This is a genomic window from Desulfogranum aggregans, from assembly GCF_055398265.1.
Window position 1 is genome coordinate 1,552,197 of the sequence record NZ_AP042447.1, and the last position, 19,098, is coordinate 1,571,294.

Below are 19,098 nucleotides of genomic sequence, written 5' to 3' on the forward strand. Positions count from 1 at the left end.
ACAAAACACACCGCAGCAACGGGAGGGAGAGAGGTCAGCCAGCCTTCTCCTCGCACTCCTGACGATAAGGATTAATGGTCATGACCGGGCAGCAGGCGGTTTTTACCACTTTATCGGCCACGCTGCCGAACATTATCCGTTCCAGCCCCTTGTACCCATGGGTCCCCATAACTATAAGCTGCACCTTATTTTCCGCAGCATAGGCAAGGATTTCCTCGGCTACATCACCGGATAGTACGCTGCTGGAGACTTTTCCCACCCCAAAGGTCTCAAAAGTCGCTTTGTGCTCTTCAACAAAAGTACTCATGCGCTGCTGTGCTGATTCAAACAGCTCTTCCTCCAGATTAGGCAGGTTGACCGGTGGGACGAAAAAACCACTGTAGTCTTCAAAATTCTGGGCGACAAATACCAGGTCCAGATCAGCTTGAAACGTTCCTGCCACATACGCAGCCGCGCTGGCAATCTTTCCGGCGTTATCGGAAAAATCAATGGGTGTGAGAACACGTTTGATTTCCTGCATACGTTACCTCCTTGTGCAACGGGAATGAGAAGAATCTTCCTCTATCTGCTGTAAATTTATAGTCATTTTCATAATTATTTCTACCTTTATTCTTGCACATGCTCTTCGACAACACAAGCCTAAACCGTAATAATTTCAGGAAAAAAGTTGACCCTGTTCTGTGCAGGGAATATATTTTGTCCTCTTTACTATTAACCAACTCGGAGCAGAGAATGGATTTTATCCCTAAATGGATAGCTTGGGAAATAACCCGCCGCTGTAACCTCAAATGCGTACATTGCCGTTCCTCCTCAGAACTTGAGGTCAGCAACCATCCCGATTTCTCCCTTGCAGAAGCCAAACGAATCCTCGACGATATTCACAGTTATGCCGACCCGGTTATCGTCCTCTCCGGCGGAGAACCGTTGCTGCGAGAGGATGTTTTCGATATTGCAGCCTACGGCACCAGCCTGGGAATGCGCATGTGCCTTGCAACCAACGGCACCCTTGTCACCGAGGAGACCTGCCATAACATCAAACAGGCAGGCATCCGAATGGTATCCCTCAGCCTTGACGGGTCCACCGCAGCAGTACATGATGATTTCCGCAGCCAGCCGGGTGCATTTGCCGGCACAATGCATGCCATTGAACTCTTCAACAAACATGGAATTGATTTCCTGATCAATTCCAGCTTTACCCAGCGCAACAAACAGGAAGCACCGAAGATTTACGAGCTGGTCAAATCATTGGGAGCCACTGCCTGGTACCTGTTCATGATCGTTCCCACAGGCAGGGGCGAGGAGATCATGGCAGAGCTTATTCCCGAAGAGGAATACGAGGATATGCTCAACTGGCACTACGACATGGAAAAAGAGGAAACAGACATTCTTGTTCGTCCCACCTGCGCGCCTCAGTACTACCGTATTGTACTGCAGCGGTCAAAAGAGGAGGGCTCTCGCTTTAAGCGCCGCAGTCTGAAATTTTCCACAGGTGGTTCGAAGGGCTGCCTTGCCGGTCAGTTAATCTGCCTTATCGATGTTGATGAGAATGTCCTCCCCTGCAGCTATTTCCCGCTTTCAGGCGGCAACTTGCGGGAGCAATCGTTTAAGGATGTATGGGAAAATTCCAAACTCCTCAAGGACATGCGTGATTTCAAAAAGTACAAGGGCACCTGCGGACAGTGCGAGTATGTCAACGTCTGCGGCGGCTGCCGGGCCCGCGCCTATGCCATGACCGGCGATTACATGGCCCAGGAACCCTTCTGCCGCTACCAGCCCGGCGAAAAAGAAAACAGCTAAAAACAACTCCAGAGAAAAACTATGAACACAACCTTTCTACAGGCATGCCGAGGCGAGAAAACCGACTATACCCCTGTCTGGTTTATGCGCCAGGCCGGCCGCTACCTGCCGGAATACCGCGAGGTAAGAGGGAAAACGACCTTTCTGGAGCTCTGTAAAAGCCCTGAACGCTGCACCGAGGTCACGCTTCAACCCATTGAACGTTTCGGTTTTGACGCCGCCATCCTCTTTTCCGACATCCTGATCCCTATGGAGGCGATGAATCTTCGTCTGGAATTTCACGAAGGCAGAGGGCCTGTCTTCCCCGACCCGGTCAGAACCGAAGCGGATGTACACGCGCTCATCGTTCCCGATCCGGAAGAGACTATGCCCTTTGTGATGGAGACGATCCGGATGCTGCGCAACGAACTGAGTATACCGCTCATAGGTTTTTCCGGCGCGCCATTCACCCTGGCCACGTACCTGCTGGAAGGCGGCTCATCCAAATTCTTTTATGAAACCAAGCGGATGATGTTTGCCGCGCCCGACCTGTACCACGCACTCCTCAAGAAAATTACCGCCTGCACCAGCTTCTACCTCCAGGCACAGGCCCGGGCAGGTGCCCAGGCGCTGCAGATTTTTGATTCATGGGCCGGCGTTCTTGCTCCAGGTGATTACGCCCGCTACGCGCTGCCTTATGTCCAGTCCATTATCAAGGACCTGAGATCGACAACCGACGTCCCTATCATCTACTTCGCCAATAACGGATCCACCCTTATCCCGCATACAGTCACAGCCGGCGCCGACGTCCTCGGTCTGGATTGGCGCATCAACATAGGCGATGCCATCAACCAGGTGGGCAACCATGCCGTACAGGGCAACCTTGACCCCATGGCGCTCTTCCTTCCTGACAAGGAACTGGAAAAACGGATCCAACGGCTCCTGGCCGATGCTTCACACGCACGAGGCCACATCTTCAACCTCGGTCACGGCATTCAACCCCAGACCCCACCGGATAAAGCGCGCGTAGCGGTTGACGCTGTACACCGTTTCAGCGGCCGCTAGTCGGACGAGAAACCAGTGCAGGGAAAGCGCGTGACAATTCCGGGGATTGACGAATGCACAAAAATGATGGCAACCTATGCGATGCTGGAAAATATCCGTCAGCATTCGCTGGTTGTAGCCCGCCTCGCCGACCGGCTGGTTACCGGGCTGGCAGAAACAGTGCAGCCGGAGCACCTCGCCTCCCGTGAACTCGTCATTGCAGGAGCACTGCTCCATGATATTGCGAAAACACCCTGCTTGGAGGGTGCCTGCAACCATGCCCATGTTGGAGCGCAAATCTGCAGGGAGCACGGCTATCCCGAAGTTGCGACTATTGTCCAGGAACATGTCATCCTCAGCTCCCATGAACCGGAGCGGTACGCGCGCGGCATTTTCACCCCTCAGGAAATCGTCTATTATGCCGATAAAAGGGTACGCCATCACCAGGTTGTTGATCTGCCGGACCGGCTGGAGTACATCCTTGATCACTATGGAAAAGACGATGCCGAGCGCAGGCAATTAATCCGCCAGAACTTCAATCGCTGCATTGAACTTGAGGAGTTGCTCTTCAAGTGGCTTCATTTTACCCCGGAACAGCTCGGTACATACTGATCTGCCCCAGCTGAGCCTGCTGATGGAAATGCCTGCCCGGGCTGGACGCCCGCAATTATGTGGTTAAGGTTCCGTTCGTTACCCGAAACGGCACCCTCGGCGACTGGCCTGGCGGGAAGTCTACTATTGAGTATCCGCAACCTTTCGGAGGAGCCTCCGATAATTGATGCTAACTTTCTCTTCAGGAGCAGAAAACATGCGATGCCTCCCCAAACTCTTCGTAGTATGCGCCACCGCAATACTGTGGCTGCTGCCATGTCCGTCTTCGCCACTCTCTGCGGATTTAGGCCAACGACCTCTCAAGCCGGCAGTAATGGAAGACACCGGTGCCCTTGTCCGCATGGCTGACAATTTTTTCATCATCTACGACCCGTCCCACACCATGAATGTCCCCTACAAGGATACAGGGCTTACCCGAATTGAAGCAGAAAAGCAGATTCTCCGGCAGAGCAACGCTTCCCTTCCTGAACTGGGGTGGCAGGCAGGACTCTATCCCCATTGGAAGGGAGGACTCTGGCTCCATGGTTCTCCCATGGGTTTCAAACCATACTATCCCCTGCACCGTTACGACCAGGAGGCGTTTGCCGCAGCAATCGACCGCCTGCCCACTCTCCCCCAAGGCCCGCCAATGCTCCAGAGAGGGCTGATGAAACTTGAGCATCTCCTGGGTCTGCCTGGCCAAACAGAAGTCTTTATTTTCTCGGACGGAAAAGAGTCTACGTATCCGGAAATAGAACCATCACCACTGGAGCAGGCCCGAAAAATCACCGAGACCTACGACGTGTGTTTCACCATCGTCAGCAGTGCCACTGAACCACTGGATCGACAGTTGCTCGACGATATCGCAGCCCTCAACAGCTGTTCTCAGGTCATGGATTTTGATACCGTCTATGCACACCCGGAACATCTACTGGGCAAGCTGTATCAGGATCAGGGAAGCAGCCACTTCAACAACATCCTCTTTGACTTTGACCAGGCTGCAATCAAACCCGAATATCGCAAGGTACTGGACGCCTTGGGCACCCACCTTGTCCAGCACCCCACAGCTCGAGTGGTGCTTTCCGGATTTACAGACAGTATAGGCAGCGAAGCCTACAACATCGGTCTTTCTCAGCGCCGCGCAGAGCAGGTACAGCGCTACCTCCGGCAAGGTTTTCAACTTGCCCCGGATCAAATCCTGCTCTACTGGTACGGGTATGCCAACCCCATCGCATCGAACGCCACCGCCGAAGGGCGAAGTCTTAATCGCCGAGTAACCATCAGTCTGCGCACCCGATAACCATTCACCGCCTCTAGCTTCCATTTCCAACGGAGAGAACATGTACCTGCAATTTCACGGCGCTGCAAAAAACGTCACCGGGTCCTGTCACTATCTCGAATGCGGAGACACCCGAATTCTTATAGATTGCGGACTGTACCAGGGAGGAAGAGAGCTGGAAGAGGAAAACCAAAACGATTTTGGTTTCGATCCTGCCAGCATTGATTTCCTGCTACTTACCCATGGCCACCTCGACCACTGCGGCAGAATCCCGCTGCTGGTCAAACGGGGATTTCAAGGGACTATTGTCACCACATCTGCGACCCGGGAGCTTGCCCGTCTGGTCATGCTTGATTCTGCCCGAATCCACGAGGAGGAAGCGCGATATAAGAACTATAAAAACAGTAAACGAAAAAAATACGACACCCCCTTTGTGCCACTGTACGATACCCTCGACGCCCTTAACAGTCTTGATTTTTTTGTTGACATAGCTGCGTTTGAAGAGGCGCACCCCCTCTGTCCCGGCATACAGGTGACCTTCTTTGATGCCGGCCATATCCTCGGGTCAGCCTCGATCCTCATCGAACTGGACACCCCGGCGTGTCGCAAACGGATTCTTTTTTCAGGCGATCTGGGGTACAACGACCGGGCGATCCTCCCTGATCCGGCAACGCCTCCCCATGCTGATGTGGTGGTTATGGAAACCACCTATGGTAATCGGCTGCACAAGCAACTTCAGCCTTCTATTGAAGAACTTTACCAGGCGATCAATACCACTATCAGCCGCAACGGCAATGTCCTCATTCCCAGCTTTGCCTTGGAACGGAGCCAGGAAATACTCTACTACCTCCGGGAGGGAGTGGAACAGGGACGACTGCCCAAAGACCTGCAGGTGTATCTCGACTCACCCATGGCCATCTCTGCAACCCAGATTTTCAGAAGGCATCCGGAATGTTTTGATGAAGAAACCTGGGATGTGGTGGCTTCAGGAAGAGACCCGTTTGAATTACCCGGTCTGCATTTCTCCCGAGAGACGGCAGAATCCATGGAGCTTAAACAGGCACGGGGAGTGGTGATCATTGCCGGTTCCGGGATGTGTACTGCGGGAAGGATTCGCCATCACCTGCGCCATAACCTCTGGCGCAGGGAAGCTGCAGTGATCTTTGTCGGTTATGCCGGAATGGGAACCCCAGCACGCAGCATCATCGACGGTGCCCAGTCCATACGCATTTTTAGAGAAGAAATAGATGTCAACGCCGATATCTATACTATTGGCGGCTTTTCCGCCCATGCTGACCAGAAAGAGCTGCTCAGCTGGCACCAAAAGACAGGCAACCCGGAGCGAACATTTCTGGTCCATGGGGAAGAAGAGGCCATGACCACCTTTGCCGAGTTGCTTTCCGATACCGAGGTGGTCATTCCCGATACCCACGATCGATACGACCTCGCACAGAAATAAGCCCACCAACGGCCTTCGTTTTTCCCTGCAGGCAAACCTCCGGTATTGCCGGCAGGGAATCAACGGCGGCTACATCTCCTGTGACGATGGAGAAACATCCTCGACGGCCTGTTGCCCCTTCTCCATTACATCGCCGGCAGCTTCCTGAACCGCCTCTGCGCTGTCAACCGCTCCCTCCTTCATGGCGTCGCTGGCTTCCTGGCCGGCTTCACCGGAAGCTTCCAGTGTCTCATTGCCCATCTCTTTGGTCTCTTGCCAGAGCTCAGATGACTCCTCCTTGGTTTTCTCCCACACCTCCCCACTCACATCTTTGGTTTTCTCCCAGGTTTCGCTGCTGACCTCCTTGGTCTTATCCCATGCTTGTGCAGACTCCTCCTTGGTCTTATCCCAGGCATCAGCACTGACCTCCTTGGTTTTGCCCCAGACCTCCTGACTCACCTCCTTGGTCTTCTTCCACCCTTTTTCAGCAGAATCGCTCGTGGCCTCAGCCACAGCTCCTGCAGCCTCCTTCACTTCCTTACCAGCGGCATCCCACTTATCCGGTGAGGTCGGGGTTTCCTCGCTTGCAGCGGCAACACCCACGCTGACAACCAGACCAATGGCCAACAGGTTTCGTACAATTTTCCACAGACTATGGACGCTATGCATACCTTATCCCTCCGCAATTATTCATTAATAGTTCTAATAACATGTACTTATAGGTCTTATTTCCATAATGGCAAGCAGGGAAATGCACAATTACGCCATCGCCAGGATACTCTCCGCCCGATTTGGGCCAGGCTAAAACCTCAATGCAAATCACCGTCACCTCAACCGCCTACAGAGTAGTACCTGCCCTAAATTACGGACATTTTATTGGACTTTCTCCATCCTCTTTCGTATAGTTTTACCCGGCTGGACAGCAAGGGGGGGCCGATCGCTACCCTCGCCGATGAAGCGCATTGATGGCCGATGCATTGTCTTCCCTCAAGCTTCTGCCAGGGTGTCCAGGCAACCGCAATTTGTATGAAAAAATCCCCTGCATAAACGGTCGACTGACCGGTGCAGCAATTCATTCACAACTCGACATGTGCATTCCGTTGCCACAGGCCTATAAGCGTTCTCTCATGATTATTTCGAGCACTGTTTTCAATGATCACCTTCAACGAGTGCGAGCCAGTATGCTTGACTATTGCTCAAAGCGTATTCCCCTGATTCTCCTCTTTTTATTCTTCCCGTTCATTTCCTCCTCCAGCGCTGCTACCGATCTTCCCGAAACGTGGACGGCCCAGGAGGCGGTACGCTTCGCCATCAGCAATAGCCCGGACGCTGAAGCGGCTAGACACCGCATCGAATCAGCGCGGGCAGATATTCGGCTTGCAAGAGCGGCTTTCTACCCGCAACTCAGCCTCCACGGCGAGTATGCCCGTACCAACAATCCCATGTACTCGTTTGGCAATATCCTCAATCAAGGTGTGTTTTCCAACACCATTGATTTCAATAACCCCGGATTAACCGACAACCTGCAGTTCAAAGCACTTCTTGTCTACCGTTTCTACAACGGAGGTGGTGATAAGGCAGAACTCGCTATGGCCGAATACCGGGAAAAGACCTCAACCCTTCAACAGCAATCAGTCCATGGACGACTGGGGCTGGAAGTCGTCCGGGCCTTCTTCACCATCGCCCAGGCCAAGGAAACGGTGCAGGCCAGGGAATCGGCCGTTAGCGCATTGAGCGCATCACTGCAGGTTGCCCAGGCACGATTTGACGAGGGTGACCTGCTCAAGGAGGAACTACTCAACCTGCAGGTACAGCACTCCCTGGCCCGAGAAAATCTCATTCAAGCCAAACATGGGCTGGCTCTGGCAAATCGCGGTTTTCTCAACCTGCTGGGCCTCACCCAGGGCGACCCGTTGATCGATCTCAGCGGCAGTGTTTTTCAGCACGTGCCCGACTCTCCAGATTTTCGACAACGTCCGGCGTATCAGGCCATGGAGACAGCGGTGGAACTCTCCGAAGTAGCTGTTCGCAAATCAGAGGCTGGATACCACCCCACTGCCGATGCCTTCGGCTCTTACCAGGTGGACAAAGGCTACCAGCTCGATGAGGGATCCGGCAACTCATGGCTGGCGGGGGTACGGGTTAACTTCACCCTTTTCAACGGACACCAGACTGCTGCTGCGGTGGAAAAAGCCAAGGCGCAACGGGGAGAGGTGAAACAGCAACTTCATCAACTGGAGCTGGACTTTAACCTCCAACTCGAGCAGGCACTCCTGGGACTGGAGCAGGCAGAAGAACGGGTGCAGGTGACTTCACAGGTTGTTGCTTCTGCCGCTGAAAGTGCCCGCCTCTCCCGCGCCCGCTTCAAGGAGGGACTGCTGCTCTCCTCGGAACTCATTGATACAGAAAACAGACTGACCGACGCAGAGGTACGCAATGCTCTGGCTCACGCCGATCATCGAATAGCAGTGGCCACCCTGCGCCATGCAGCAGGCCTAATGCAATATCCGCAATAGCAACCTCCCTCGTCAAAGGAAAGACTCATGAATCCTTTTGGTGCATTTCTCATCTGCTCTCTTCTCAGTTGTTCAGCCCTTCTTTTTCCTCCATGCCCTTCTGCCGCAGAGCAGGCAACAGGGGAACAGGTCCAGGTCACTGTCGCTCCGGTCATTCGCCAGAATGTTCCTTCCCTGATTGAGGTTGTCGGCACTATACAAGCCGCTGAGCGGGCGACCATTGCCGCCAAAGTTACCGGTGTCATCACTGATATTCCGGTGGTGCTGGGGTCTCGGGTCAATGGTGGAGACCTGCTGGTGGCTATCAGTGCGGAAGAAATATCGGCCAGGGTAAACCAGGCCGATGCCCAGCGGCAGCAGGCCAAACGCAACCTGGACAGAGAGAGAAAACTGCTCAAAAAAAATGCCACCACCTCCGAGACGGTCAAGTCCATGGAGGATAGGTACAATGTAGCCAGAGCCGCCTTTGAGGAGGCAAAAACCATGCTCGGCTACACCCGAATCAGTGCTCCGTTTCCCGGAGTCATCACCAAAAAATCGGCCCAACCCGGGGACCTGGCGACTCCTGGAATGCCCCTGCTGCATATAGAAAACGACCAACACCTTCAGGTGTCCACCTCCGTCCCCGCGAGTTTGGTTCTTGACATTCATCCAGGTGACCGTCTCCAGTTGAAGGTGCCGGCTGCCGACATTCTTGCCGAAGGAGTAGTTGCAGAAGTCGCTCCATCGGCAGATCCGGCATCGCGAACAGCGCCAGTCACCATTGATCTTCCAGCCAACCGCAACCTGCGAACAGGCCAATTCTCTCGAGTGATGCTGCCAGGTAAAGAGCAGCAAAGCCTGTTTATTCCACAGAGTGCCGTCATTGCCTGGGGGCAGATGGATCGTGTTTTTGTGGCCGAAAACGGTTTGGCCAGATTGCGCCTGGTCCGCATCGGCATGCACCACAACGGCATGGTGGAAATACTCAGCGGATTGGAACCTGGAGAGCAAGTCATCACCAGCAATAATGCTCTTCTCCTCAACGGCCAGCCACTGCAGATACGCCCATGAACGCCTCCCCCCCACAGCATCCTGGTTTTGCAGGTCGCCTGGCAGCGGCTTTTATAGATTCCAAGTTGACGCTGATCGGCATCGCCGCCTCTCTTCTGCTTGGGATGCTCGCTCTTACCTATCTTCCCCGAGAAGAGGAACCGCAAATCAAGGTTCCCATGATCGACGTCATGGTCGCCATGCCAGGGGCCGATGCCAAAGAGGTCGAGCAACGACTTTCCATCCCCATGGAAAAACTGCTGTACGAATTGCCGGGAGTGGAATACATCTATTCCACCTCCATGCCGGGCCAATCTCTGCTGGTGGTTCGCTTCTACGTGGGAGAAGATCTGGAAGATTCCATTGTTCGGCTCAACCAGAAGCTCCAGACCAATTTTGACCGCATTCCCCATGGGGTATCAACCCCACTGGTCAAGCCACGCACCATCGACGATGTTCCCATCCTGGCCCTGACCTTTCATTCAACCGTATACGACCATTACACCCTGCGGCGGCTGACAGCAGAGGTAGACGATGCCATTAAAAACATCTTCGAGGTAGCAGAAACCACGCTCATCGGCGGTACCCGACGGCAGGTACGGGTACTGTTTGATCCCCTCGAGCTGGCAGCCAGAAACCTCACCCCTCTGGAACTGGCTGGCCAACTCAAGCAGGCCAATAGACAATCCATCTCCGGCAGCCTCCAATCCTTAAACACAGAGGTCCTGCTGCAGACCGGCACCTTCCTCGAGTCGGCAGAGGCCATTGGCAGAATTGTGATTGGAGTCTATGGCGGGAAACCGGTTTATCTGGACGAGGTTGCAGAAATTATTGATGGTCCCGAGGAACCCGGCTCGTATGTGCTGCACGGTGAAGGGCAGCAGCAAACCACGGAAGCGGCGGTGACGCTCTCGGTTGCCAAACGACCGGGAGCAAACGCCGTGCATGTGGTGGAAACAGTGCTGGAGAAGGTGGACAGCCTTAAAGGAACCCTTATCCCCCCAGAGATCAGTGTTACGGTTACCCGCGATTATGGCGAGACAGCAGCAGAAAAATCCAATGAGCTGCTCCTTCATATGGGCATTGCCGTCTTTGGCGTGGCGGTCCTGATACTTGTGTTTCTCGGCTGGCGTGAATCAATCATAGTTCTGCTCGCTATTCCCTCCACCCTGTCGCTGACCCTTTTGCTCTTTTATCTTTACGGCTATACCCTTAACCGGATTACCCTCTTTGCGCTGATTTTTTCCATCGGTATCCTGGTGGATGACGCAATTGTGGTGGTGGAGAATATTGTCCGACATCTCCGTCTTCCGGAGAGTAAAAATCTCTCCTTCAGAGAAATCGCAATCGCTGCAGTCGTTGAGGTTGGCAACCCCACCATCCTGGCAACATGGGCAGTCATTGCCGCGATCCTGCCAATGGCTTTTGTCGGCGGACTTATGGGGCCCTACATGCGCCCGATTCCTGTTGGGGCAACGGCAGCCATGCTTTTCTCCTTGGTGATCGCCTTTACCGTGACGCCATGGGCCTCCATCCGGATTCTCAAACGACGATCGCAACACAACGACAGTGGTCATGATCCGGACCATGCGCCCGATGACGTCTTCACCAGACTCTACCATCGGATCATGGACCCTCTGCTGGGCAGCACGCTATGGCGGGCGTTATTTTTCATCTCCATCATCGGCTTGCTTGGCGGTTCTTTCACCATGGTCTACCTGGGGCTCGTAAAGGTAAAAATGCTGCCTTTTGACAACAAGTCCGAATTTCAAATCATCCTTGATATGCCTGAAGGCGGCACCCTGGAGCACACTGCGCGCGTGGCTATGGAGATGGCTGAGCTGATCAGTAAAGAACCGGAAGTGATCAATTACCAGGTGTATGCCGGTACAGCCTCGCCGTACAACTTCAACGGCCTGGTTCGCCACTATTTCATGCGTTCGGGACCGAACGTGGCCGATATCCAGGTCAATCTCAAACCCAAGCATGACCGAGACTCACAGAGTCACGACATTGCCCGGCGTATCCGACCCGGGGTGGCAGCCATTGCCGCCAGGCACGGCGCAGCGGTCGCTGTAGCGGAAGTGCCCCCTGGTCCGCCTGTTCTGCAGACACTGGTCGCGGAAATCTATGGCCCGTCCGAACAGGAGCGGGAACAGTTGGCGGCTGAGGTCAAACATATCTTTTCCACCACCGAAGGGGTAGTCGACATTGACTGGTATCGGGAAAAGGAACGGATGAAAACCGTCATTACTGTAGACAAGGAAAAAGCCGCACTCAATGGAATTTCTGAGGATAGTATTACTCGGGCGGTACAGATGGGGCTTGGAGGGGCGTCCATCGATCTTTTCCACCAACCCAGGGATAAAGAGGAAATCAATATCGTCCTGCGATTGCCCCAGGCGCAACGGGCCAGAATAGATACCCTGCTCAACATCGCAATCAGGTCATCGGTTACCACCACTGGGGCTGCACTTGTTCCCTTGAGAGAGCTGGTAACGATCTCCCAGGCACCAGTCGATCAGCCGATCTACCGCAAAAACCTGCGTCCGGTCATCTATGTAACCGGTGATGTTGCCGGCGCGGCAGAGAGCCCTGTTTATCCCATCCTCCAGATGAACAGCCGCATCCAGCAGCTCCAGGCAGTCGATTTCGGCGGCAGGGAGGGCACAGTCCGTCTCTACCACCTCACCCAGCCTTTCAATGAAACCGAACCGGCCATCAAATGGGACGGCGAATGGCACATCACCCTGGAAGTTTTCCGCGATCTGGGGCTCGCCTTCTGCGTGGTCATGGTGCTGATCTACATGCTCATGGTCGGCTGGTTCAAGGACTACATCACTCCGCTGGTTGTCATGGCTGCAATTCCTTTTTCCTTAATCGGTATCTTGCCGGCTCACTGGGCGCTGAATGCCTTTTTTACCGCCACCTCCATGATCGGCTTCATGGCAGGCGCCGGCATCGTTGTGCGCAACTCTATTATTCTGGTAGACTTCATTGAGCTGCGGGTCAGTCATGGCCTCGCCCTGGACGAGGCGGTTGTTGAAGCCGGCGCCATCCGTTTCCGACCGATGCTGCTCACCGCGCTTGCTGTGGTTGTTGGCGCCTCGGTCATCCTTGCCGACCCCATCTTCCAGGGGCTCGCGATTTCGCTCATGTTCGGTGAAATCGCCTCACTCATGATAAGCAGGATGGCGGTACCGGTGCTCTATTACATGGTCAAATCCAGGACACTCTAACCTTTTTCTTACCTACAATACGTTCATGTTCGGCATTGAAAATTATCCCGGATTCATCCTGGCTGGCGTCCTGCTGAATGTCGCCCCGGGAACCGATACCTTCTATATCATCAGCCGCAGCATCAGCCAGGGGACCAGAGCTGGAATAGCTTCTGCCCTGGGGGTGTGCAGTGGCGCTGTCGGCCATACCCTTCTGGCCGCCTTCGGCCTCTCGATGATCCTCACCACCTCGGCCACGCTCTTTTTCATGGTCAAACTTGCCGGCGCGGTTTACCTGGCCTACCTTGGCTGGACGCTCTTGAAAACCCCACCAGCTGCAATGGAAGGGCACCACTGCCTCCATTCATCCAGTTCGCTGCGCAGGATTTACTGTCAGGGCATTCTGACCAACCTTCTCAACCCCAAGGTTGCTCTGTTTTTTCTCGCCTTTCTTCCCCAGTTTATCAAAACGGACTCGCCCTACGGGCCATTGCCCTTCCTGATTCTGGGAGCCACCTTTGTCACTACCGGCACCCTCTGGTGTTGTTTTCTCGCCTGCAGTGCCGCAAAAACCACTGGGTATTTACGGGAGCACAGCAGTATGCAGCACCTGCTGCAGCGATGCACAGGGATGCTGTTTATTGTCTTTGGTCTCCAGTTAGCCTTCAGTCGAAACTAGTCCCGCAAACCTCAGCCAGCTTTTAGATATCCCATGGACCCAATACAACCGATCGGTCTTATTCACTCTCCCATTACCTCCCCGCAGAACGCCCCCATACAGCCGGGAGGGGCATCGAAGCTGGAGGGGAAAGTCGAACTCTATCCGGAGTACACCCCTGGACTCGAAGATCTCGAAGGCTTCAGCCACATCTACCTCCTCTATCGTTTCCACCTGGCCAGACGTACGGAATTATCTGTCACCCCGTTCATGGATACCGTCCCCCGGGGCGTCTTTTCCACCCGTTCCCCGCTCAGACCCAACCACATAGGTATTTCTATTGTTCGCCTGATCAGCAGAGAGGACAATATCCTGCATATCTGCGGAGTGGATACCGTTGATCAAACCCCACTACTGGACATCAAACCCTATATCCATGCCTTTGACGGAGTGGAAGAAAGTCGATCTGGATGGATGACCGCAGACGCGGCAACCGTTGCCGCCAGACGCTCAGACAACCGGTTTACCTGAGCTAACGAAAAGGCACGGCCAGCCTCCCCCTTTTACACGCTCTTCACCGGGTGCAGGTAATTCTGTATCTGCTCCCCCGGTAAACCGAGTAATTCCGCCATTGCAACGGCAATCAGCAGTCCCCTGGCAGCGCTGATCCCTACAACTTCACGATGACAGGGGTACGTTGTCTGTTGCGTTGTCAGTCGTACTCCTGTCAACTGGCAGTCCCTGATCTTGTGCGGGGAGCGGTTCACCCCCTCCAACCGGGAAAGGTAGGGGTCATCACCAACCCAGATAACCCTGGACGGCATCACAACCGATGCGATGTGATCAATGCCTTCGCCAATGGCAGCATAGTCCAGGTGGGGATCGGCCTCCATTCCGCTGACAATGAGCCAGTCGGGTACGGCAATGCCAAGAAGCGTTGTCGCATCCCGGAGGGAGCGAATTCCATACTCAAGAATCAGAATCTCAGCTGTCTCCTTCCCCCACAGCGCCTTGCCGCCCAAAGCAAAGGGAAATTCCATTTTTTCCATGGTGGTCCGTGGATTGCCCACCTGCAAAATGGAGAGCGGCAACCCCACTTCGGTATTGTACGATAGAAGGGTACCCCTGGTTTCTCTGCTGGTGCTGAGCAGTTCTACCAAGGTTCGTTTGATCGTTGTTTTCCCCGTAATACCGACAATACCTATGACCAACACCGGGTTTCTCTGCAGGTAGTGACGACTGGCATGAGCAAGCATCCATCGCGCTGTTTTGCCGAGCAGCGAGGGTCCCCTGGACGGAGAAGAGAGCGATTCGACCTCTGGGACCGGTATCGACGCGGGCCGTGATGGCCTTGATTGGGGCTGATGGAAATAGGTTTCCAGGCGATCAAATCCCTGTTCCAGGTCGGCCATCTCCCTGCCAAAGTTAATTCGCAGATGGGATTCCCCGGATGGACCGAAAGCCACGCCGGGCACAGTGGCCACCTTGACCTTGTCCAGGATGTCATAGGCCAGACGGTGACTGTCACCGGCAAGGGGAACAATATCTTTGATCCGGGGAAAAACAAAATAGGTAGCCTTGGGGAGCTGGTAATCCATCACCTGCGATAATCCATCAAGACGGGTGATGCAGTAGTTGCGTCGACGCTTGAACTCGGATCGAAACTCGTCAAGGAATTCTGCTCCGTAGCGCAGAGCCCCAATGGCTGCATATTGGGATGGAACAGGGGCGCAGGTCACCATGGCATCATGGAACTTGACCATGCGGTTTATCCGTTCCCGAGCACCATGGACAAACCCGACCCTCCAGCCGGTCATGGCATAAGCCTTGGAGAAGGAACAGGCGCGAATGATCCGGTCTCTGGCCTCGGGAATCAGGGTAGCGGAAAAGTGGGGTTCATCGACGTAGTAAAAATCCTTATACACCTCATCGATCAGAATCAGCAGGTTGTGATCGATACAAATTTTTACCAGTTCCCGGGTCTTTTCCTCGGAAAAAAGCGTTCCGGTCGGATTATTGGGGCTGCAGTAGAGCAGAATCCTGGTTTTTTTGGTGATTCCGCGGGTAATCCGCTCCACATGAAAATCAAAATTTTTTTCCTCGTCCAGCTCGACATATCGCGGAACGCACCCGGCAATGGATATTGCTCCCAGATAGGAGGCATAGGAAGGGCTGGGCAGCAACACCTCGTCACCGGGTGAAGTGAATGCAAGCAGGGTGGCGGTAATCCCCTCTATGGATCCTGCGGTAACCAGGATCTCGCCGTCCGGGTCATAGTACAATCCGTCGGACTCGAGAGAAAGGGCAATCTCCTCCCGCAGTTCTGTCAGACCGGTGGTGAGCGAATACTTATCGCAGAGGCCGGCGGCAATTTTCTCCTGGGCAAAGCCGATAACACGAGCAGGCGTCCGAAAACTGGGAATCCCTTGCGCCAGGGAGACGGTGCCGGGAAGGCGGGCGGCTGCCAGTTCCATCGCCTTGATAGGCGAAAGTTGAAACTGTTCGGATGGCGGAGTCTTGGAAAGCAAGGTCATAGGCGGCAAGCAGCGTTGAGGTCGGCGATACCGTCCTCGGTCCCGCTGATAAAAATCATCGCGCATACACCGGGGAAAAACCGCCTTCCATTATCAGTAATTGATGATCGACCGTGTGGATGACGCCCCCCGTAAGGGAAAATATCTAAAAACTTCTGCCCTTCCGGGGGGAATGAAACGTAGAGGGTCTATTCCGCAGTGGTCGGATCGATGACTGTATGTACGGTGGCGATGCTGTTGGCAGGAAAGCCTCCCTGTTCGGCGTGCTGACGCACTGTCGCCTCATCCGGTGCAATATAGACGCAGTAAACCTTGTCGTTGGTGACGTAACTCTCCACCCATTGGATGGCCGGCCCCATTTCCTGCAGTACTCCGCAGGATGTGCGGGAAATCGCCTTCAATTCATCGGCGGAAAGGTTACCTGCTCCAGGAATTTCACGTTCAATGATGTATTTCGGCATTGCTGGTCCTCCGGTTTTGCATGGGGCCATACATTGAAGAAAACCACTTATCCTGACCTCAATCCAATGTACAGCATTGATTGACCTCAACGGCCACCTATGAACAGTATTACCCGCAAATTGGCTCTCGAGCAACAAATGTATATCCTCCTTCCTACCGGAGTCCTCTCTATCCCGCACCAGCTTCAACCGATGAAAGTTTACAGAAACACAGTACGCTCTGTGGTATACTTCCACGTCCAGGAGCCGATATTCTGGAGTCGACCAACAGCGTGACCGGAGAGATTCCCCCTGGCTCACTGAACCAATGAAACGCTCCCTTCCAGAAAGGCGGGCAAACAACCCAGCTTACTCTATCAGAGCACCTGCTATGCTTGGCAGGACAGACACCGATATGATCAACCAAACCCTCACATTTATCCTTGCAGGAGGTATAGGTTCGCGCCTCTTCCCTTTGACAGCTAAACGCTCCAAGCCTGCCGTCCCCTTCGGCGGCAAGTACCGGATTATCGATTTCACCCTTGCCAACTGCCTGCACTCAGGACTGCGCAGAGTGCTGGTGCTCACCCAGTATAAATCTCACTCCCTGAACAAGCACCTCCGTGATGGCTGGTCGATTTTCAACCCGGAACTGAATGAATACATCACCCCGGTACCAGCACAGATGAATCGGGGTCAACACTGGTACGAAGGGACAGCCGATGCCATTTACCAGAACCTCAACCTCATCGAACGAAACCATTCCGAATATACCCTTATACTCTCCGGCGATCACATCTATCGCATGGATTATGCCGCGATGCTCCAGTATCACAGGGAACAGGCAGCTGGGATAACCATTGCCTGCATGGAGGTACCACTTGCCGAGGCTCCTGCTTTCGGAGTGGTCACATGTAACGAGCAGAACAGGATTACAGGCTATGAGGAAAAGCCGACTCACCCCACACCCCGGCACGCAGCACCGGACAAGGCATTGGTTTCCATGGGCCTGTATGTCTTTTCCACCAATCTTCTCAAAGAGGCGCTTGCCGCGGACCAGCAGAACAAGGATTCACAGCACGATTTCGGTATGGACGTCCTGCCACAGCTGGTTGCTGAGCAGCACGTCTGTGCATACCACTTCGGCGGCATTGCAGGGAGGGTAACACCTGATCGTTACTGGCGGGATGTTGGAACCATAGACGCCTTTTACACGGCCAATATGGATCTTCTCCAACCAACGCCACCGTTAGACCTCTACCAGTCCGACTGGCCTATTCGAACCTATCAACCGCAAACGCCCCCAGCACGAACCTTTCCCGGTCCTTCGGGCAAAGAGGGTATTTTTATGAACTCCATCCTGGGCGGTGGAGTCATCGTTGCCGGCGGTACAGTGACACACTCGGTGCTGTTTGCAGGTACCGTTATCCACGATCAGGCCTTGGTGAAGCGGTGCATCCTCTTTGAAGGGGTACGTGTCGGCAAGAGGGTCAGGCTCAACAACTGCATCGTAGACAAGTATGTTGTCATCCCGGAGGGTGAGTGCATCGGTTTCGATCCGGAACGGGACCGGCAACGTTTTGCTGTCAGCGACAAGGGCATAGTGGTGATTCCCGAAGGTTTCCAATTCTCCTGAAAATGGAGCAGCTCTTTGTTTCAAATAAAGCAAGCGGGGAGGTAACCCCTGCGCCATGCGGCATCTGCCCCACCTAGGCGCCCCACCCGAGTCAGTTGTGATTACCTCGCCCGAAAGCTCACCGATATTCATCGCGTTGCCCACTGCCCTTCGCTGGCGGCATGGACCACCTCCTCCAATTCGCGAAAAAACCAGGGTTGAGCGGCATGACGTTTCCTGCCTTGGCGAATAAGCCGCTGCAGCCTGTCTCGAAGTTCTCCAAGCTCGCATGATGCGTCTTTCCACGTGTGTGCATGGGGAGCCTTGACGCCTCCCGGACGGTTAACTGCGGTGTAAAGGCTTTCTGCCAGGGGCAGGGTAATGTTTCCATCCACCTGGAGGTGCATGGCCTGCTGATAATGCCTTATGGCCCGGCGGGTCTGCTTGCCAAGCACTCCATCCACTGCACCGCGATAATACCCCAGTATGGAGAGCTGCCGCTGTACTCTGCGAACCGTATTTTTATCGGTGTAGACAGTCACTCGAGCGCCTGCTGCGTCCCTCTGCAGGTGATCGGCGATGAGCTGTCTTGCCCAGCGTTCCTCTTCGGGAGAGAGCTTCCTGCCTACTTTCTCTTTTAATCTTCCGGCGGGTACACTGCCTTTCTCGGCAGCCAGGGTGAGCCATTTATAAGCGAGGAGGTAATCCCTGGGTGTTCCTTCTCCTCTGGCATACATCCTTCCCACCATATATTGGGCATAGGGATCGTTCTTGCGAGACAGTGAGGAAAATTCCCGTAACGCGGTGCGATACTCCCCCCGTTCATAGGCATTGGTGGCAGCGGTATAATTTGCTGCATCTGCGATGGAGGACAGCCCTAGAGAGAGAACAACTCCTATAGCCACGAGTATTCGATGAATGTATTGCATACGTTTACCTCCTGATGAATAAAAGAAA

The 19,098-nt window shown here is 54.2% G+C and carries 16 protein-coding genes; 11 read left to right on the plus strand and 5 right to left on the minus strand.

Features of this window, described 5'->3' with window-relative positions; translation table 11 throughout:
* Positions 1 to 34: 34 nt before the first annotated feature.
* Complete coding sequence (locus ACZ52Z_RS07065; RefSeq protein ID WP_464270048.1) at positions 35 to 520, minus strand: universal stress protein; 486 nt, start codon at positions 518 to 520, stop codon at positions 35 to 37.
* A gap of 212 nt (positions 521 to 732) precedes the next feature.
* On the opposite strand from ACZ52Z_RS07065, the gene ACZ52Z_RS07070 reads away from it, so the two are divergent.
* The 5 genes from ACZ52Z_RS07070 (at position 733) to ACZ52Z_RS07090 (ending at position 6,149) form a co-directional block, all read left to right on the plus strand.
* The gene (locus tag ACZ52Z_RS07070; protein ID WP_464270049.1) at positions 733 to 1,797 is read left to right on the plus strand and encodes a radical SAM protein; all 1,065 of its coding nucleotides are present in this window, start codon (positions 733 to 735) and stop codon (positions 1,795 to 1,797) included.
* A 21-nt stretch (positions 1,798 to 1,818) separates the two neighbouring features.
* The gene (hemE, locus tag ACZ52Z_RS07075) at positions 1,819 to 2,841 is read left to right on the plus strand and encodes a uroporphyrinogen decarboxylase (protein ID WP_464270050.1); all 1,023 of its coding nucleotides are present in this window, start codon (positions 1,819 to 1,821) and stop codon (positions 2,839 to 2,841) included.
* Between the two features lie 30 nt (positions 2,842 to 2,871).
* Positions 2,872 to 3,432, plus strand: a complete 561-nt coding sequence (locus ACZ52Z_RS07080; protein ID WP_464270051.1) for an HDIG domain-containing metalloprotein — start codon at positions 2,872 to 2,874, stop codon at positions 3,430 to 3,432.
* A 196-nt stretch (positions 3,433 to 3,628) separates the two neighbouring features.
* Entirely contained in the window at positions 3,629 to 4,711 is a 1,083-nt protein-coding gene (locus ACZ52Z_RS07085) for an OmpA family protein (RefSeq protein ID WP_464270052.1), read from the plus strand.
* 40 nt (positions 4,712 to 4,751) lie between these two features.
* Positions 4,752 to 6,149: an MBL fold metallo-hydrolase RNA specificity domain-containing protein gene (locus tag ACZ52Z_RS07090; RefSeq protein WP_464270053.1), complete on the plus strand. Its 1,398-nt coding sequence runs from the start codon at positions 4,752 to 4,754 to the stop codon at positions 6,147 to 6,149.
* 69 nt (positions 6,150 to 6,218) lie between these two features.
* Here ACZ52Z_RS07090 and ACZ52Z_RS07095 read toward each other — a convergent pair whose 3' ends face one another.
* Positions 6,219 to 6,797, minus strand: coding sequence for a hypothetical protein (locus ACZ52Z_RS07095; RefSeq protein ID WP_464270054.1), 579 nt, complete (start codon positions 6,795 to 6,797; stop codon positions 6,219 to 6,221).
* A gap of 296 nt (positions 6,798 to 7,093) precedes the next feature.
* On the opposite strand from ACZ52Z_RS07095, the gene ACZ52Z_RS07100 reads away from it, so the two are divergent.
* From ACZ52Z_RS07100 to tsaA, 5 genes are read left to right on the plus strand one after another with little or no spacing between them, the layout of a single operon-like run.
* Positions 7,094 to 8,644 carry a TolC family protein gene (locus tag ACZ52Z_RS07100; protein ID WP_464270055.1) on the plus strand — a complete coding sequence of 517 codons (1,551 nt, stop codon included), beginning with the start codon at positions 7,094 to 7,096 and terminating at the stop codon, positions 8,642 to 8,644.
* 27 nt (positions 8,645 to 8,671) lie between these two features.
* A complete protein-coding gene (locus tag ACZ52Z_RS07105; RefSeq protein WP_464270056.1) occupies positions 8,672 to 9,697 on the plus strand; it encodes an efflux RND transporter periplasmic adaptor subunit in 1,026 nt (341 codons plus the stop codon).
* Positions 9,694 to 12,915, plus strand: a complete 3,222-nt coding sequence (locus tag ACZ52Z_RS07110) for an efflux RND transporter permease subunit (protein ID WP_464270057.1) — start codon at positions 9,694 to 9,696, stop codon at positions 12,913 to 12,915. Before ACZ52Z_RS07105 ends, ACZ52Z_RS07110 begins: the two co-directional genes overlap by 4 nt.
* Positions 12,916 to 12,940: 25 nt before the next feature.
* Positions 12,941 to 13,573: a LysE family translocator gene (locus ACZ52Z_RS07115; RefSeq protein WP_464270058.1), complete on the plus strand. Its 633-nt coding sequence runs from the start codon at positions 12,941 to 12,943 to the stop codon at positions 13,571 to 13,573.
* A gap of 33 nt (positions 13,574 to 13,606) precedes the next feature.
* The gene (tsaA, locus tag ACZ52Z_RS07120) at positions 13,607 to 14,083 is read left to right on the plus strand and encodes a tRNA (N6-threonylcarbamoyladenosine(37)-N6)-methyltransferase TrmO (protein ID WP_464270059.1); all 477 of its coding nucleotides are present in this window, start codon (positions 13,607 to 13,609) and stop codon (positions 14,081 to 14,083) included.
* A 32-nt stretch (positions 14,084 to 14,115) separates the two neighbouring features.
* Here tsaA and ACZ52Z_RS07125 read toward each other — a convergent pair whose 3' ends face one another.
* A complete protein-coding gene (locus ACZ52Z_RS07125) occupies positions 14,116 to 16,152 on the minus strand; it encodes an aminotransferase class I/II-fold pyridoxal phosphate-dependent enzyme (protein ID WP_464270060.1) in 2,037 nt (678 codons plus the stop codon).
* A gap of 122 nt (positions 16,153 to 16,274) precedes the next feature.
* A complete protein-coding gene (locus ACZ52Z_RS07130) occupies positions 16,275 to 16,547 on the minus strand; it encodes a DUF4242 domain-containing protein (protein WP_464270061.1) in 273 nt (90 codons plus the stop codon).
* 394 nt (positions 16,548 to 16,941) lie between these two features.
* Here ACZ52Z_RS07130 and glgC point away from each other — a divergent pair, with 394 nt between their 5' ends.
* Positions 16,942 to 18,162 (plus strand): glucose-1-phosphate adenylyltransferase, encoded by a 1,221-nt coding sequence (gene glgC, locus ACZ52Z_RS07135; RefSeq protein WP_464270062.1) that lies wholly within the window; start codon positions 16,942 to 16,944, stop codon positions 18,160 to 18,162.
* Positions 18,163 to 18,290: 128 nt separating this feature from the next.
* On the opposite strand, the gene ACZ52Z_RS07140 is transcribed toward glgC, so the two are convergent.
* Positions 18,291 to 19,070: a peptidoglycan-binding protein gene (locus tag ACZ52Z_RS07140; protein ID WP_464270063.1), complete on the minus strand. Its 780-nt coding sequence runs from the start codon at positions 19,068 to 19,070 to the stop codon at positions 18,291 to 18,293.
* Between the last annotated feature and the right edge of the window lie 28 nt (positions 19,071 to 19,098).